Source organism: Streptomyces sp. NPDC008313 (genome assembly GCF_042956125.1).
Lineage (GTDB): Bacteria > Actinomycetota > Actinomycetes > Streptomycetales > Streptomycetaceae > Streptomyces.
In genome coordinates, this window is the sequence record NZ_JBIBFR010000028.1 from 1 (window position 1) to 15898 (window position 15898).

12 protein-coding genes, 1 pseudogene and 1 riboswitch are annotated in these 15898 nt (G+C 74.7%); of the genes and pseudogenes, 7 read left to right on the plus strand and 6 right to left on the minus strand.

The genetic code is table 11. From position 1 onward, the window contains the following. Positions 1-92: 92 nt before the first annotated feature. From ACFY93_RS29470 to ACFY93_RS29490, 5 genes and pseudogenes are all read right to left on the minus strand, one after another. Positions 93-941: pseudogene (locus tag ACFY93_RS29470) on the minus strand (MFS transporter); the annotation flags it as partial. Positions 942-1177: 236 nt separating this feature from the next. Beyond that, positions 1178-1810: a response regulator gene (locus tag ACFY93_RS29475; protein ID WP_391364765.1), complete on the minus strand. Its 633-nt coding sequence runs from the start codon at positions 1808-1810 to the stop codon at positions 1178-1180. 66 nt (positions 1811-1876) lie between these two features. Continuing rightward, a complete protein-coding gene (locus ACFY93_RS29480; RefSeq protein ID WP_391364600.1) occupies positions 1877-3190 on the minus strand; it encodes a histidine kinase in 1314 nt (437 codons plus the stop codon). Positions 3191-3205: 15 nt separating this feature from the next. After that, complete coding sequence (locus ACFY93_RS29485) at positions 3206-3922, minus strand: ABC transporter permease (protein ID WP_391364601.1); 717 nt, start codon at positions 3920-3922, stop codon at positions 3206-3208. Next, complete coding sequence (locus ACFY93_RS29490) at positions 3922-4992, minus strand: ATP-binding cassette domain-containing protein (protein ID WP_391364603.1); 1071 nt, start codon at positions 4990-4992, stop codon at positions 3922-3924. The genes ACFY93_RS29485 and ACFY93_RS29490 overlap by 1 nt, the downstream gene beginning before the upstream one ends. A gap of 160 nt (positions 4993-5152) precedes the next feature. On the opposite strand from ACFY93_RS29490, the gene ACFY93_RS29495 reads away from it, so the two are divergent. From ACFY93_RS29495 to ACFY93_RS29525, 7 genes are all read left to right on the plus strand, one after another. Next, positions 5153-6016, plus strand: a complete 864-nt coding sequence (locus ACFY93_RS29495; protein ID WP_391364605.1) for a MaoC/PaaZ C-terminal domain-containing protein — start codon at positions 5153-5155, stop codon at positions 6014-6016. Between the two features lie 155 nt (positions 6017-6171). Continuing rightward, a riboswitch (cobalamin riboswitch) is annotated at positions 6172-6309 on the plus strand. 120 nt (positions 6310-6429) lie between these two features. Continuing rightward, positions 6430-7692, plus strand: coding sequence for a prenyltransferase/squalene oxidase repeat-containing protein (locus ACFY93_RS29500; protein ID WP_391364607.1), 1263 nt, complete (start codon positions 6430-6432; stop codon positions 7690-7692). After that, positions 7689-8375 carry an SCO2322 family protein gene (locus ACFY93_RS29505; protein ID WP_391364609.1) on the plus strand — a complete coding sequence of 229 codons (687 nt, stop codon included), beginning with the start codon at positions 7689-7691 and terminating at the stop codon, positions 8373-8375. The genes ACFY93_RS29500 and ACFY93_RS29505 overlap by 4 nt, the downstream gene beginning before the upstream one ends. A 20-nt stretch (positions 8376-8395) precedes the next feature. Next, complete coding sequence (locus ACFY93_RS29510) at positions 8396-9655, plus strand: energy-coupling factor transporter transmembrane protein EcfT (protein ID WP_391364611.1); 1260 nt, start codon at positions 8396-8398, stop codon at positions 9653-9655. Next, the gene (locus tag ACFY93_RS29515) at positions 9652-11367 is read left to right on the plus strand and encodes an ATP-binding cassette domain-containing protein (protein WP_391364613.1); all 1716 of its coding nucleotides are present in this window, start codon (positions 9652-9654) and stop codon (positions 11365-11367) included. Before ACFY93_RS29510 ends, ACFY93_RS29515 begins: the two co-directional genes overlap by 4 nt. Beyond that, complete coding sequence (locus ACFY93_RS29520; protein WP_391364615.1) at positions 11364-12257, plus strand: ECF transporter S component; 894 nt, start codon at positions 11364-11366, stop codon at positions 12255-12257. The genes ACFY93_RS29515 and ACFY93_RS29520 overlap by 4 nt, the downstream gene beginning before the upstream one ends. Before the next feature lie 504 nt (positions 12258-12761). Continuing rightward, entirely contained in the window at positions 12762-13175 is a 414-nt protein-coding gene (locus ACFY93_RS29525) for a transglycosylase SLT domain-containing protein (RefSeq protein ID WP_391364617.1), read from the plus strand. Positions 13176-13284: 109 nt separating this feature from the next. On the opposite strand, the gene ACFY93_RS29530 is transcribed toward ACFY93_RS29525, so the two are convergent. After that, complete coding sequence (locus ACFY93_RS29530; protein ID WP_391364767.1) at positions 13285-15462, minus strand: phosphatase PAP2 family protein; 2178 nt, start codon at positions 15460-15462, stop codon at positions 13285-13287. Between the last annotated feature and the right edge of the window lie 436 nt (positions 15463-15898).

Consider the following 15898-nt stretch of genomic DNA (forward strand, 5'->3'; position numbering starts at 1 on the left):
CCTCCTGCGCCGACGGCGACAGATGCCGCGCGTCCCCCACCAGATCGCTCACACCCGATCCAACGACCCAGAACCCAAACCGTTTCTGATCAATAGAAGGCGACGCCGACCATGATGGAGGCGAGGTTGGTGAAGAGGACCGGGCGGCGGGCCGTGGTGCGCAGGTCCACCAGCGGGGCCTTCACGCGCAGCTCCATGACGCCCCACAGGACGAGGACGACGGCCGCCGCGCCGAACAGCACGAGCGTCGTGCCGGAGGTCCAGCCCCAGTCGCTGCCCTTGGTGATCGGCAGCAGGAACAGGACGAGGCCCGCGGAGAGGCCGAGCGCGCCCAGCCCGTCGAAGGTGCCCTCGGCGCGGGTGCGGGACTCGGGCACGAAGGCGAGCGTGAGGACGATGGAGAGGGTGCCGAGAGCGGCGGAGAGGAAGAACAGGGCGTGCCAGTCGGCGTGCTGCGCGACCAGGGCGGCGACGGGAAGCGCGAGTCCGCCGCCGACGCCGATCGAGGAACTCATCAGGGCCATCGCCGAGGCGAGCTTCTCGCGGGGCAGCTCGTCGCGCATCAGGCCGATGCCGAGCGGTATCGCGCCCATCGCGAAGCCCTGGAGCGCGCGGCCCGCGATCATCACGATCAGGTCGCTGGTGAATCCGCAGACCAGCGAGCCCACCACCATCACGGCCAGGCTCGCCAGCAGCATGCGCCGCTTGCCGTAGAGGTCGCCGAGGCGGCCCATGATCGGGGTGGCGACGGCTCCGGCGAGCAGGGTGGACGTCATGACCCACGTGGCGTCGCTGGGCGCGGTGTCCAGCAGTTCCGGCAGGTCCTTGATGACCGGGACCAGCAGGGTCTGCATCACCGCGACGACGATGCCCGCGAAGGCCAGGACAGGCACGATCGCGCCGGTCGGTCTCGTGGGCCGGTCGGTCGTCGTGTGCGTCATTGCGTGAGGCCTCCTGGCCATGAGGAAGAAGCGACGGGCTCGATGCGCCGTACGGGATAGGTGCAGGTGGAACCCGGTCTCCCGGGGCAACTATTCCGATGCTTCGGCGTACTAACGAAATCTTGACCGACTCATGGGAATCTGACAGACCATCAGATAACACGTCATGTGAGGGTGCGTCAGGTCTTGGGCCGGTGCGGCCGGGGGCCTCCGGCGCTCGAAACGGGCGCGGTGGCTCAGAGCCAGCCCTGCCGGCGGGCCTCCCGCACCGCTTCCATCCGGTTGCGGGTGCTCGTCTTGCCGATGGCGGAGGAGAGGTGGTTGCGGACCGTGGACTCGGACAGGTGCAGTCCCGCCGCGATGTCGGCGACGGTCGCGCCGTCCACCGAGGCCGCCAGCACCTCGCACTCACGGGTGGTCAGCGGGTTGGGCCCGGCGCTCAGCGCCGCCGCGGCGAGCACCGGATCGACGACGGTCTCCCCCATGAGCACCCGGCGGATCGACGTGGCCAGCTCCTCCACGGGCCCGTCCTTGACGAGGAACCCGGCGGCTCCGGCCTCCATGGCCCGCCGCAGATAGCCGGGCCGGCCGAAGGTGGTGAGGATCAGCACCCGGCAGCCGGGCGCCTGCGCCCGCAGCTCGGCCGCCGCGTCCAGTCCGCTCATCCCGGGCAGTTCGATGTCGAGCAGCGCCACGTCGGGCCGGTGGGTCAGCACCGTGTCGACGATCACGTCCCCCGCCGCGACCTGCGCCACGACCTCGATGTCCTCCTCCATGCCGAGGAGCAGAGCGAGGGCGCCCCGCATCATTCCCTGGTCCTCGGCGAGCAGGACCCGGATGGACGGGGCGGGCCGGTGGTCCCGGGGCATCTCGTTCACGGCCCAAGGGTAGGGCGCGTGCCCGCGCCCGGATCCGGGCGTCCGGCACCGTCCGTGTCACAGTGCCCCGGACTCGGCCGGCAGCTCGGCGGTGACCAGGAAGCCCCCGCCCTGCGCGGGCCCCGCCTCCAGGGAGCCCCCGGCCGCCGCGAGGCGTTCGGTGAGGCCCTTGAGCCCGGTCCCGCCGATGACCGCGAGGGGCGGACCGGCGAGGGGACCGGCGGCGGGCGGCGGACCGGCGGGCGGCGGACCGTCGAGGGACGGACCGTCGAGGGACGGACCGGCGCCGGGGCCGGTGGCGGGCGGCCCGGTGAGCGCCTCCGCCCCGTCGTCGGAGACCTCGAGGCGGACGCGTTCGGCCGTGCCGTCGACGGTGATCCCGCACCGGGTCGCGCCGCTGTGCCGTACGACGTTGGTGACCGCCTCGCGGACCACCCAGCCCAGCAGCGCCTCGGTGCGGGGCACCAGGGGCGGCCCCGACCGCCGTACGACGGGCTCGACCCCCGCCGCGGTGAGCGCGGAGCATGCCCGGTCGAGCTCGGTGGCGAGGCTGCCCTCCCGGTAGCCGGTGACCGCCTCGCGGATCTCGGTGAGCGCCTGGCGTCCGACCGACTCGATGTCCGTGACCTGGACGAGGGCGGCCTCCAGATCGCGGTGGGCCAGCCGCCGGGCCGCCTCCGACTTCACGACGACGACGGAGAGGGTGTGTCCGAGCAGGTCGTGCAGGTCGCGGGAGAAGCGCAGCCGCTCCTCCTCCACGGCCCGGCGGGCCAGCTCCTCGCGGGCGGCGCGCAGTTCGCGGACCGTCTCGGTGAGCGAGAGGATCGCCGCGGTCACCATCGTGGACAGGAACGTGCCGTACGCGACGTTCACCGCGGCGGCCGTCCCGCCGCGCAGCTGGGCGACGGCGGCGCCGAGCGCGGTCAGCGCGACGGCGGTCCAGCCGAGCCACCGGCCCCGTACGACCGCGCCCGCGGCCAGTCCGAGCAGCGGGAAGAAGTAGAGCCAGTTCTCGCCGTACGCGAAGGCGAGCCCGCTGGTCACCGCGGTCATCAGGACGAGGGCCACCCGGGTCGAGCGGGCCTCCCGCGTGACCTTCAGGAAGGCCCGGAAGATCACGTACACATAGAGCGAGTTGAAGGTGAGCAGGCCCAGGGCGCCGATCCACGGGTTCGCCGTCCCGCCCCGCAGCAGGTTCGAGCAAGCGCCCATCCCCAGCAGGAGCCAGGGCAGCAGCGAGAAGCCCGTGGGCGAGGGCCCCGTCCGTCCGAACCTCCTCGGGGCCCGCTCCCCGGCCGGACGGGCCGGACGGGCCGGACGGGCCGGACCCAGGCGGCACAGCCGGCGACTCGTCGTGCGCATCCAGGACATGGTGGGGGTCTCCGATCAGGCGGTCCGCGCCGCACGACGGTACGACGTCGCGGCGTACGCGCCGAAGAGCAGCAGCCAGAGGGTGAGCACCGTGACCGCGCCCGCGGCGGGCGCGTGTCCGTCGGCGACGGACGTGCCGAGCTGCGCGAAGCGGTTGGCGGGGGTCCAGCGGGAGAGGGAGTGCAGCCACGCCGGGAACAGGTCGACCGGGAACCACAGTCCGCCGACGATCGAGAGGCCCAGGTTGCAGACCATGTTCGCCACACCCGCGGTCTGCGGCGTCAGCCGGTAGCCGTTGCCGAGACCCAGCAGGGTGAAGGGGACGGAGCCGAGCCAGAGCAGCACCGCGATCGCCGCCCACTGCCAGGCGTCCAGGCGTACGCCGTTGAGCAGGCCGCCCGCGGCGAGCACCGCGGCGATGGCGGGCAGCACGGTCACGGAACCGGTCAGCGCACGCCCGAGGACCACCTCGCGCGGTGTCATCGGCGTGACGGCGAGCTGCCGCAGCCAGCCGGTCCCCCTGTCCTCGGCGACCGCGCCGCCGGTGCTGAGGGCGGAGCCCACCGCGCCGTACGCGGCCATGCCGACCATCGCCATCGTCTTCCAGGCGCCGTCGTTCTCGCCGAGGTTGGTGAACAGGAGGTACATCACGACCGGCATCGCGACGCCGCCGATCACGAAGCCGGGGTCGCGCAGCGTCCGGCGCGCTTCGAGTCTCAGGTAGGCGAACATCACACCGTCTCTCTGTCCGGTCGAGGCGCGCGGGTGGCGGTGCGAGCGGCGGTGCCGATGCCGGCCTCGGCGCGGGTGCCGGCAGGGGTGCGGGTGCCGGCAGGGGTGCGGGTGTCCGCGTGGTGGTGGGGCGCTCCGGGGCCCGTCAGGGCGAGGAACGCGTCGTCCAGCGACGCCGGGGCCACCTCCAGGCCGCGTATCGCGCCCCGCTCGGCGAGGGCGACCACGGTCGCGTCGGAGTCGTCCGTCCGCAGCCTGGCCCGGCTTCCGCTCATCTCCACGGACACCACACCTGGCAGCAGCGCCAGCGTCCGGGCGACCTCGTCGGGCGAGGGGGCCACACCGCCCGGGCCGGCCGGGCCGACGGGAGCCTCGACGGAGACCAGGCTGCCGCCCGCGGCACGCCTGAGCTGTTCGCCCGTGCCGTCGGCCACGATCCGGCCGCGGTCGATGACCAGGATCCGGTCGGCGTGCGTGTCGGCCTCCTCCAGGTAGTGCGTGGAGAACAGCACGGTGTGGCCCCGCCGCGCGTGGGAGCGCATCGAGTCCCAGAAGGCGAGCCGCGCCTCGACGTCCAGCGCGGCGGTCGGCTCGTCGAGCACGAGCAGCGCCGGGTTCCCGGCGAGCGCCACCGCGAACCGGACCCGCTGGGCCTGTCCGCCGGAGAGCCGGTCGGCCCGGCGCCCGGCCAGTGCGGTGACGCCCGCCAGCTCCAGCACGTCGTCCACCGCCATCGGCGCCGGGTAGCGGCTGGCCACGAAGGCGACCAGTTCGCGGACGGTGACGCGGGGCACCGGCCGCGTGTCCTGCAGCATGGCGCCGACCCGCCCGGCGCGTACGGCCCGCTCCGGGGCGGCCCCGAACAGCTCGACCCGGCCCTCGTCGGGCTCGTCCAGGCCCAGCAGCAGCGAGATCGCCGTGGACTTGCCCGCGCCGTTGCGCCCGAGCAGCGCCACCGTCTCCCCGCCCGCGATCTCCAGATCGACTCCGTCGACGGCGCGCACGGCGCCGAAGGTCTTGACCGCCCCCGTGAAGGACACGGCCGGAGGTTTCCCACCTGTCTGTGTCATGGGTACGACGCTAGGGCGCGGCCCCCGGAGCCAGGAAGATTCGGTTGTCCGGACTCCGGCAGGACAAATGTCCCGGGTCGCCGCCCGCGAAAACCAGAGCATCCCAGGACCGCAGCATCTGAAGACCAGAGCATCCGAGGACCAGAGCATCAGGAGAACCATGCCCATCGACGCAGCCGAGGCCGTCGCCGCCGCACCCCGCGTCGCCGAGATCGCCTGGGACCACAAGGACGTCCAGCTCTACCACCTCGGCATCGGCGCGGGCCTGCCCGCGACCGGCCCGCGTGAGCTGCGCTACACCCTGGAGTCCCGGCTGCGCGTCCTGCCGAGTTTCGCGACCGTCGCGGGCGGCGGCGCTCCGGGTGTGACCGCCGCGCTCGCGAGGCCCGGGATCGACGTGGACCTCGCGCACGTCCTGCACGGCGGGCAGGGCCTCGTCCTGCACCGCCCGGTCCCGGTCACCGGCCGGGCCGCGGCCACCTCGCGGATCACGGCCGTGTACGACAAGGGCACGGCGGCGGTCCTCGTCATGCGCACCGAGGTCGCGGACGCCGAGGGACCGCTGTGGACCGACGAGGCCCACGTCTTCGTCCGGGGAGAGGGCGGCTGGGGCGGTGACCGCGGCCCGTCCGCGCGCCCCGAAGCACCGGCCGGGCCGCCCGTACGGACCGTGGAGCGGCACGTACGGGAGGACCAGGCGCTGCTCTACCGGCTCTCGGGCGACTGGAACCCGCTGCACGCCGACCCGGACTTCGCCCGGCGCGCCGGGTTCGGCCGGCCGGTCCTGCACGGCCTGTGCACGTACGGGATGACGCTCAAGGCCGTCGTCGACACGCTGCTGGACGGCGAGGTGGCGCGGGTGCGCGCGTACCGCACGCGGTTCGCCGGGGTCGTCGTCCCCGGCGAGACGCTGAGCGTACGGATGTGGCGTCCGGACTCCGCCGGGCGGGTCCGGGTGGCGGTGAGCGCGGCCGACCGCGACGACACGCCGGTGCTGGCCGACACGGTGGTCGAGCTCGGCTGATCATCGGGGGCGCGAGGTGCTTGTGCCGGGGCCGAGGCCGCCCGCCGCCGGTACTCGTGCCGGGGCCGCCCGCCACCGATGCTCATGCCGGGGCCGGGGCCGGGGCCGCCCGCCGCCGGTGCTCATCCGGTCCGGCGGGACGCACCGCCGGGCGATTCCTACGGGCCGGTACAGTGAGTGGGTCGTCCTCACACCCGTACGGGGGAAAGCCGGTGCGATTCCGGCGCTGACCCGCAACCGTGAACCGTCCTCCGGGACGGTCAGCCGGACCGCTCCGTACGGGGGTGAGCGGCTCGCGTCACCGGCAGTCCGCCGGTGGCCGGCACCGTCGAGGAATACGGGGCCGGAGCCGCCCGGTGCCCGAGGGTGCCCGTGCTGCCCGGCTCCCCCGCAGGGAGAGGCACCCGCCGATCATGAACGTTCGCCGCAGCGCAGCGGTACTGGCCGCCACCGCCGTGATCGGCGCGGCCGTCGCGCCCGCCGCCCACGCCGACGACGCGTCCCCGTCTCCCTCCACGGCGCTCCCGTCCGGCCTGTACGGCACGGGTGATCCCACCTACGACGGTGTCTGGCGGCAGTCGCTCGCGCTGCTCGCCCAGGACACGATGGGCGTGAACCCCGCCGCGAAGGCCGTGGACTGGCTGACGGGGCAGCAGTGCGAGAGCGGGGCCTTCGCGCCGTACCGCGCGGACGCGTCGGCGAAGTGCGACGCGAAGACGATGGTCGACACGAACAGCACCGCCGCCGCCGTCCAGGCCCTCGAAGCGCTCGGCGGCCACGACTCCGTGACCGGCGCGGCCGTGAAGTGGCTGAAGTCCGTGCAGAACAAGGACGGCGGCTGGGGCTACACCCCGGGCGGCGCCAGCGACACGAACTCGACGGCCGTGGTCATCGGGGCCCTGGTGGCCGCCGGCACGGACCCGGAGGACGTGCCGTCGAAGGACGACAAGACCCCGTACGACGCCCTGCTGGCCCTCACCGTCCCCTGCGACGAGGACGGCGGCGGCGCGTTCGCCTTCCAGCCCGACAAGAAGGGCAAGGTCGCCGCCAACGCGGACGCCACGGCTGCGGGCGTGTCCGGCAGCCTCGGCAAGGGGCTGGCGCCCGGGGCCGGGAAGGCGGGCGCGGCGGCCCAGGGATCCGAGTGCTCCGACGGCGACTCGTTCACACCCCGGATCGCGGCCGGCAACGGCGCGCGGTACCTCGCCGACGCCCTCGCCGAGGACGGCCGTCTGACGACCCCCCTCGCCGGCGCGAAGGTGGACCAGCCCGACTACGGCAACACGGCGGACGCCGTCGTGGCCCTGGCCGCCGCCGGTTTCGTGTCCGAGACGAAGAAGCCGCTGGCCTGGCTGGAGAAGAACTCCGCGAGCTGGGCCGAGAAGTCCGGTCCCGCCGCCTACGCGCAGCTGATCTTCGCGGCGCGCGCCGCGGGCGCCGACCCGCGTGACTTCGGCGGCGCGGACCTGGTCGAGCAGCTGAACGCGACCGGTCCGGCGCCCGCGGCGGCCGGCTCGGCCGCCACGCCCTCGGGCGACGAGAAGAAGAAGGACGAGAAGGACGAGAAGGACGACGACGGCGGCATGGGCGTCTGGTGGTTCGTCGGCGTCTGCCTGGTCGCCGGGATCGGCATCGGCTTCCTGATCTCCGGCCGCAACAGGAAGAACCGGCCGTGACCCGCGTCCGCGGCGGACGGGGCGGCCTCCCGGGCACCGCTCTCGCCCTGGCCGCCCTGCTGCTCCTCCTCGCGTGCGCCGGGCAGGCGCGGGCGGCCGGCTACCGCTACTGGTCGTTCTGGGACCTCGACGGCGGCAGCTGGACGTACGCCACGCAGGGCCCGTCGCTCACCCGGCCGTCCGACGGGGACGTGCAGGGCTTCCGCTTCTCGGTGAGCGAGAACTCGCAGGACGCGTCGAAGCCCCGCGGCAACGCCGACTTCGCGTCCGTCTGCGGGGACACCGAGCCGCGCGACGGCCGCAAGCGGGTGGCGCTCGTCCTGGACTTCGGCACGGCGGCGGACGCCCCGGGCGGCGAGACCCCGCCGCCCGCGCGCACCGCCTGCGCGAGCGTCGGTCCGGACGCGACGACCGCGGAGGCCCTCGCCTCCGTGGCGAAGCCCCTGCGCTACGACACCAACGCCCTGCTGTGCGCGATCGCGGGCTACCCGAGGACCGGCTGCGGCGAACAGGTCTCCGGTTCCGGACGGAAGGCGCCCTCCGGGGCGAAGGGGTCCTCGGCCCCCGCGGCGTCCGCGAGCGACGACGACGGCGGTCCGTCGGTCGGCCTGCTCGCGGGCCTCGGCGCGGTGGCCGTGCTCGGCGCGGCGGCCGTCTGGCAGACACGCCGCCGCCGCGGCTGACGGGACGCAGCGTGACGACGATGCCTCCACCCGCGCCGACGGCGACGCGGCCGCCCCCGGCCCCCGGCGTGTCCGCGACGGCCGGGGCACCCGGCACGCGCGGGGCACGCGCGCGGCGCCGCCGTCACCCCCTCGCCCCCCGCGCGCACCGCGGCAACGCGCTGCACCCGGGGGCGTGGTGGGTGTGGGCCCTCGGCCTCGGCACCGCCGCGTCGCGGACCACGAACCCCCTGCTGCTCGCCCTGCTCGTCGGCACTGCCGGATACGTCGTCGCCGCGCGCCGCACGGACGCGCCCTGGGCCCGCTCGTACGGGGCCTTCGTGAGGCTGGGTCTCGTGGTGCTCGGCATCCGGCTGGCGTTCGCCGTGTTCCTCGGATCGGCGATCCCCGGCACGCACATCGTCGTCACCCTGCCCGAGGTCCCGCTGCCGCACTGGGCCCAGGGCGTCCGGATCGGCGGCCGGGTCACCGCCGAGGGGCTCGTCTTCGCCCTGTACGACGGGCTGAAGCTGGCGACGCTGCTCATCTGCGTGGGCGCGGCGAACGCCCTCGCGAACCCGGCGCGGCTGCTCAAGTCGCTGCCGGGCGCGCTCTACGAGGCGGGGGTCGCGGTCGTCGTCGCGCTGACCTTCGCGCCGAACCTCATCGCCGACGGCCGGCGGCTGCGCGCCGCGCGCCGGCTGCGCGGGCGCCCGGACCGGGGCCTCGGCGGGCTGCTGCACGTCGGACTGCCGGTGCTGGAGGGGGCGCTGGAGCGTTCGGTCGCACTGGCGGCGTCGATGGACGCGCGCGGATACGGGCGCACCGTGGAGGTGTCGCCCGCCGTACGGCGGACCACGGCCGTGCTGACCCTGGGCGGTCTGCTCGGCGTCTGCGTGGGCACGTACGGGCTGCTGACCGCCGACGGCGGCCGGTACGGGGCGGCGGTGCTCCCGGCCGGTCTCGCCGCCGCGCTGGGCGGGCTCGCGCTCGGCGGGCGCCGGTCGCCGCGCACCCGGTACCGGCCGGACGTGTGGGGCGTACGGGCGTGGCTGGTGGCGGGTTCGGGCGTGGCGGTGGCGGCGCTGCTGATCGTGACCGGCGCACACGATCCGGCGGCGCTGCACCCGGGGGTCGTACCGCTGACGGCGCCGTCGCTGCCCCTGTGGCCGGCGGCCTCGGTCCTGCTCGGCCTGCTCCCGGCCCTGGTCGCCCCGGCGCCCGCGCCCACTCCCACTCCCCCGACGCCCCCGACCGCCCCGCCTGCCCCGACAGCCCCGACTGCCAAGGAATCCTCATGATCCGTTTCGAGGATGTCTCCGTGACGTACGACGGTGCGGCCGAACCCACCGTCCGGGGCGTCGACTTCGAGGTGCCGGAGGGCGAACTGGTCCTGCTCGTCGGCCCTTCCGGGGTCGGGAAGTCGACGGTGCTGGGCGCGGTCGGCGGACTGGTCCCGCACTTCACCGGCGGCACCCTGCGCGGCCGGGTCACCGTCGCCGGGCGCGACACCCGCACCCACCGACCGCGCGAACTCGCCGACGTGGTGGGCACGGTGGGCCAGGACCCGCTGTCCCACTTCGTGACCGACACCGTCGAGGAGGAGCTCGCCTACGGCATGGAGTCCCTGGGGCTCGCGCCGCACGTGATGCGCCGCCGCGTCGAGGAGACCCTGGACCTGCTGGGCCTCGCCGGTCTGCGCGACCGCCCCATATCCACGCTCTCCGGGGGCCAGCAGCAGCGCGTCGCCATCGGCTCGGTCCTCACCCCGCACCCCGCCGTCCTCGTCCTGGACGAGCCGACCTCCGCCCTGGACCCCGCGGCAGCCGAGGAGGTCCTCGCGGTGCTGCAGCGTCTGGTCCACGACCTGGGCACCACGGTCCTGATGGCCGAGCACCGTCTGGAGCGCGTCGTCCAGTACGCCGACCAGGTCGTCCTTCTGCCGTCCCCGGGTGTCCCGCCGACGCTCGGCCCGCCGTCCGCGCTGATGGCCGTCTCCCCGGTGTACCCGCCGGTGGTGGACCTGGGCAGGCTCGCCGGCTGGTCCCCGCTCCCCCTGACCGTCCGCGACGCCCGGCGCCGCGCCGGTGACCTGCGGGAACGGCTGGCCACGACCGCACCGGAGGGCGCCGCGCGGTCCACACCGGACGCCGCGCTCCCGCTCACGGTCACCCCCGTCCCCGGCGCCCGCCCCCGCAGGCAGGGGCCCTGGTTCCGGCGCGGTCGTGCCACCGCCGGCACCGACGCCGTGGACACCGCCGCCCCGGCCGCCGAGGTGCGGGGTCTCGCCGTACGGCGCGGCCGGATCGAGGCGCTGCGGCACGTCGACATGACCGTGGGCGCGGGTGAGATCGTCGCGCTGATGGGCCGCAACGGGGCCGGGAAGTCCACGCTGCTCGGCTCGCTCATAGGGCTGGTCGAACCGGCCGCCGGTTCGGTCCGGGCCGCCGGGGCGGTGCCGCACCGGACGGCGCCGCGCGACCTCGTACGCCGCGTCGGTCTCGTACCGCAGGAACCGCGGGACCTGCTGTACGCGGACACGGTGGCCGCCGAGTGCGCGGCGGCCGACGGGGACGCGGGCGCCGAGCCGGGCACCTGCCGGACGCTGGTGTCGCGGCTGCTGCCGGACATCGCCGACGGCACGCACCCCCGGGACCTGTCCGAGGGGCAGCGCCTCGCGCTCGCGCTGGCCGTCGTGCTGACGGCCCGCCCCCCGCTGCTGCTCCTCGACGAGCCGACCCGGGGCCTCGACTACGCGGCGAAGGCCCGGCTCGTGGCCGTGCTGCGGTCGCTGGCGGCCGACGGGCACGCCATCGTTCTGGCCACCCACGACGTCGAACTCGCCGCCGAGCTCGCCCACCGGGTGGTGATCCTCGCCGACGGGGAGATCGTCGCCGACGGCTCCACGGCGGAGGTGGTGGTCGCGTCCCCGTCGTTCGCCCCGCAGGTCACGAAGGTGCTCGCGCCCCAGCGGTGGCTGACGGTGGCCCAGGTGAGGGACGCGTTGTCATGACCGCACCCCAGCCCGAGGCACAACCCCAGGCACAGCCCCAGCCCCCGGCACGGCCCGAGCCGCAGCCGCAGCCGCAGCCGCAGCCGCAGGCGAGGGCCGTCCGGCTCGGTCTCCGTTCCACGGCCGCGCTCGTCCTGGTGAGCCTGGTCGGGGCCGCCGGCTTCGGGTGGCCGCTGTTCGCGGGGCCGGGCTCACAGGTCGCGGCGCACGCGCAGGACGCCCCGTGGCTGTTCGCGGGGCTGCTCGTGCTGCTGGTCGGGGTCGTGTCCGCGACGATCTCCGAGTCCGGGCTCGGCCCGAAGGCGGTCGCCATGCTGGGCGTCCTGGCCGCGACCGGTGCGGCGCTGCGGCCGATCGGGGCCGGGACCGCGGGGATCGAGCCGATGTTCTTCCTGATGGTGCTGAGCGGGCGGGTGCTCGGGCCCGGGTTCGGTTACGTCCTCGGATCGGTGACGATGTTCGCGTCCGCGCTGCTCACCGGGGGCGTCGGCCCGTGGCTGCCCTTCCAGATGCTCGCCATGGGGTGGTTCGCGATGGGCGCCGGGCTGCTGCCGGGTCCCGACCGGCTGCGTGGGCGCGGCGAGCTGGTGATGCTCGCCGGGTACGGGTTCGTCGCCGCGTTCGCCTACGGCACCGTGATGAACCTCGCCGGGTGGCCCTTCATGGACGCGCTGGCCTCCAGCGTCGCGTACGACCCGCACGACGGCGTGGGCACCAACCTCGCCCGGTTCCTCGCGTACTGCCTGGCCACCTCGCTCGGCTGGGACCTGGGCCGGGCGGTCGTCACCGTGGTGCTGACGCTCACCCTCGGCACGACGCTCCTCAAGGCGCTGCGCCGGGCCACCCGCCGGGCTGCCTTCGAGGCCCCGGTCTCCTTCGGCCCCGAGTGAGGCGGCGGCCACCCCGCCGACCGCCTCCGGGCCCTTCGCCAGACGCGGCGAGGCGTGGCCCCCGTCACCTTCGCCCCCAGACCGCCCCGTGGTCTCCGTCACCTTCAGCCCAGACCGCCCCCGGACCGTCCGTGGCTCCGGTCACACGCGAGCGTGACCCCGTACGGGCACTCGTGCACGGTCGGTCACGCCCGGCGTGAACCACCCCACAGGGCCCCGGCCCTCCACTATCCGGGGCCGTAGTCCTCAGCCCCTGTCATGCCCTCGTCGATTGCCCGTCTGACCTGGGCGTTGAGAGCCACGTCACACCACAGGCGCCACCGCCGGATGCGACCACCACTAGTAAAAGGGGTCATTGCGGACAGGCTTCCGGCCTGTTTCTCTGGAGGAGTCGCACGGCGCCGACGTGCCCACCCGGGCCGCGGCGCCGACGCGTTCCCCCGCCACCTCCCGCGTGGCTCCGGCACGCCCGCGACTTCCCGTCCCCGAAGAAAAGGCTGCTTCGTGACCGTCTCCGTCATCCGCCGCATCGCCTCCCCGAAGAAGGCCCTCACCGGTGCCGCCGTGGCCGCCGCCACGACCGGCATGGTCCTGGCCGCTTCTCCCGCCCAGGCAGCCACCACCTCGGCCTCCTCGGCGCAGACGATCGCGCACAAGATGATCCCGAACGCGGCGCAGTACAACGCGTTCAGCCGGATCGTCGAGCATGAGAGCGGCTGGAAGGTCAACGCCACGAACTCCTCGTCCGGCGCCTACGGGCTGGTCCAGGCGCTGCCCGGTTCGAAGATGGCTGCGGCGGGCGCCGACTGGAAGACGAACCCCAAGACCCAGATCAAGTGGGGCCTGGACTACATGAACTCCCGCTACGGCAGCCCGGCCGGCGCCTGGAACTTCTGGCAGAGCCACGGCTGGTACTGAGCCCTCTCCAGCCACTCCCCGGCGCCCCGCGCAGGCGCCCCCCGTACGCGAAGGCGGCGGCCCCCGATCCCCGGGGCCGCCGCCTTCGCCATGTACGGATCCCACCGGGTCAGCCCGGTGTACGGTCCTTGGCCGCGCCCGTCCCGGTACCGGCCCCGGCCTCCCCGTCGCCACGGTCCTTGTCGCCACAGTCCTTGTCGCCGCCGTCACCGCCGTCCCCGTCACCGCCGTGGCGCGTGACCGTCCGCCGGGTGCCCCCGGCGCCCTCCGTCTCGCGGGCCTCCGCTCCGGCCGTGGCCAGCTCCCGGGGCCGGGGCCCCTGCAGCGCGTAGGTGAGCGCGAAGCCCGCCGTGACGACGGCCGCGCCGCCCACCGCGTCGAGGACCCAGTGGTTGCCCGTCGCCACGATCGCGGAGACGGTGAACAGCGGGTGCAGCAGGCCCAGCGCCTTCATCCACCACTTGGGCGCGAGGACCGCGATCACCAGACCGCACCACAGCGACCAGCCGAAGTGCAGCGAGGGCATCGCCGCGTACTGGTTCGTCAGCGCGGTGAGCGTCCCGTAGTCCGGCTTGGAGAAGTCCTGCACGCCGTGCACCGTGTCGACGACGCCGAGGCCCGGCATCAGGCGCGGCGGGGCGAGCGGGTAGAGCCAGAAGCCGACGAGCGCGAACACGGTGGCGAATCCGAGCGCGGCGCGGGCCCAGCGGTAGTCGGCGGGCCGGCGCACGTAGAGCACGCCGAGGACCGTCAGCGGCACGACGAAGTGGAACGATTCGTAATAGAAGTCGAAGAAGTCCCGCAGCCACCCGACCTTGACCACGGCGTGGTTGGCCCAGTGCTCGATGTCGAGGTGCAGGAAGCGCTCGACGGACAGGATCTGGTCGCCGTGGTGCTCGGCCCGGGCCCGGCCCCCCGAGTTGGTGCCGCCGGTCGCGGCGAGCCTGACCTGTTGGTAGGCGGAGTAGCCGACACGGATCAGCAGCAGTTCCAGGAGCAGGTTGGGGCGGGTGAGGACCCGGCGCAGGAACGGCAGCAGCGGGACGCCGCGGAAGCGGGCGGGGACGGGCGGGGCGTGGTCGGTGGGGATGGGCGCCCGGTAGTGGGGTGAGGCCGTGGAGAGGAACGGCACGGCCACGGCGGCGGCGAGGGCGGCGAGCAGCACCACGTTGTCGCGCAGCGGATACAGCGAGGACATGTTCGGCAGCATCATCTCGGCGGGCAGCGTCATCACGAGGACGACGGCGACGGGCCAGACGTAGCGGTCGGAGGCGCGCCTGCCGACCCGGCCGACCACCGCGAGGAGGACCCACAACAGCTGGTGCTGCCAGGTGGTCGGCGAGACGACGACGGCGACGCAGCCGGTGACGGCGACGGCGAGCAGCAGCTGTCCGTCGCGCGCGTAGGTGACGGCGCGGCGCAGGCCGAGGACGGCGACGGCCGCGCCGAGCACCAGGAACAGGCCGGTCTCCGGCGGTCCGCTCAGTCCGGGCCGCAGCAGCCCGCCGTGCAGGGACTGGTTGGCGAGGCCGTCGGCCTTCCCGCCGAGGCCGACGCCCGCCAGGTGGTGCACCCAGTACGTGGACGAGTCGTGCGGCATCGCCGCCCAGGCGAGGGCCGTGCAGGCGGCGAAGGTGACGGCGGTGGAGAGCGCCGCGCGGGTTCGCCCGGTGAAGCGCAGCAGCGGCACGAACAGCAGCACGGCGGGCTGCAGGGCCGCCGCCAGGCCGATCAGGGCTCCGCTCGCGCGCTCGCTCCGGACGGTGAAGCAGCCGAGCAGGACGAGCAGGACCGGGATGACGCTGGTCTGGCCGAGCCGGAGGGTGTTGCGGACCGGCAGGGACAGCATCAGCAGGCTGATCGCCACGGGTGCCGCGAGCAGGGCGGTGCGCCGGGGCACGGGCTGCGGCAGGGCCCGCGCGGCGACCAGTCCGAGCGCGACGACCAGCAGCAGCGTGCCGAAGGTCCAGCCCCAGCCGAGGGCCTGTTCGGCGGCCCGGGTGAGCGGCTTGAGGACGAGCCCGGCGAACGGGGTGCCGGTGAACGCCGTCGAGTCGTACAGCGAGCCCTTGACGTGCAGAACGCCGTTCTCGCCGACCCACGTCTCCAGATCCGTCAGCCGGTCCCCGCTGGGCGTGCCGAGGACGACGGCGACCTGCCGCACCGCGAGGAAGGCGGCGATCACCCACAGGCCGATCCGGACCGCCGCCAGCCGCGCCGTCACCGTCCCGGCGGCGTCCGCCGCCAGGGCCTCGCCCGATAACCCGCCGTGCTCCACGTCCGCCACGCCCTGCCGGCCTCCCGCCCCGTTCATGCCGCCGCCCGTCTCCGTCCAGACCCAAGAGGCTCGCACCGCCCCCCGTGGAAGACGTGCGCGACCCTCCCTGTGCCTGACACCCGGTTCACTTTTGTCCGGATGACGATAGTCCGCGGCGGGTTCGGTTCCGTCCTCCTGGCGCGAGATGGATCACAGAGCGGGGTCAGCGGACACCACCCGGGAGAGCCGGACGTTCCTGCGCACAGGGCATTCAGGTGCACTATGCATCGACTCGCGCACCGCACGTTACCGGGGCAAGTCGCCCTATCGTCGCTTTCTCGGCCCGCACGATCCGCGGGCCGCCGCACGGCCCGCCGACGACGACGGACCTGCACACCCCCGCCCCACCGCGGCGGCCCGGCACGGCCCGCCGCACCCCGGCGGCCCCGACGGCCGCCGACGCGGG

Excerpts from the sequence above, each read along its gene's own strand:
- ACFY93_RS29515 (WP_391364613.1), top strand. The coding sequence starts at position 9,652 with ATGATCCGTTTCGAGGATGTCTCCGTGACGTACGACGGTGCGGCCGAA.
- ACFY93_RS29490 (WP_391364603.1), bottom strand. The coding sequence starts at position 4,992 with ATGACACAGACAGGTGGGAAACCTCCGGCCGTGTCCTTCACGGGGGCG.
- ACFY93_RS29495 (WP_391364605.1), top strand. The coding sequence starts at position 5,153 with ATGCCCATCGACGCAGCCGAGGCCGTCGCCGCCGCACCCCGCGTCGCC.
- ACFY93_RS29475 (WP_391364765.1), bottom strand. The coding sequence starts at position 1,810 with ATGCCCCGGGACCACCGGCCCGCCCCGTCCATCCGGGTCCTGCTCGCC.
- ACFY93_RS29480 (WP_391364600.1), bottom strand. The coding sequence starts at position 3,190 with ATGTCCTGGATGCGCACGACGAGTCGCCGGCTGTGCCGCCTGGGTCCG.
- ACFY93_RS29520 (WP_391364615.1), top strand. The coding sequence starts at position 11,364 with ATGACCGCACCCCAGCCCGAGGCACAACCCCAGGCACAGCCCCAGCCC.
- ACFY93_RS29510 (WP_391364611.1), top strand. The coding sequence starts at position 8,396 with ATGCCTCCACCCGCGCCGACGGCGACGCGGCCGCCCCCGGCCCCCGGC.
- ACFY93_RS29500 (WP_391364607.1), top strand. The coding sequence starts at position 6,430 with ATGAACGTTCGCCGCAGCGCAGCGGTACTGGCCGCCACCGCCGTGATC.
- ACFY93_RS29485 (WP_391364601.1), bottom strand. The coding sequence starts at position 3,922 with ATGTTCGCCTACCTGAGACTCGAAGCGCGCCGGACGCTGCGCGACCCC.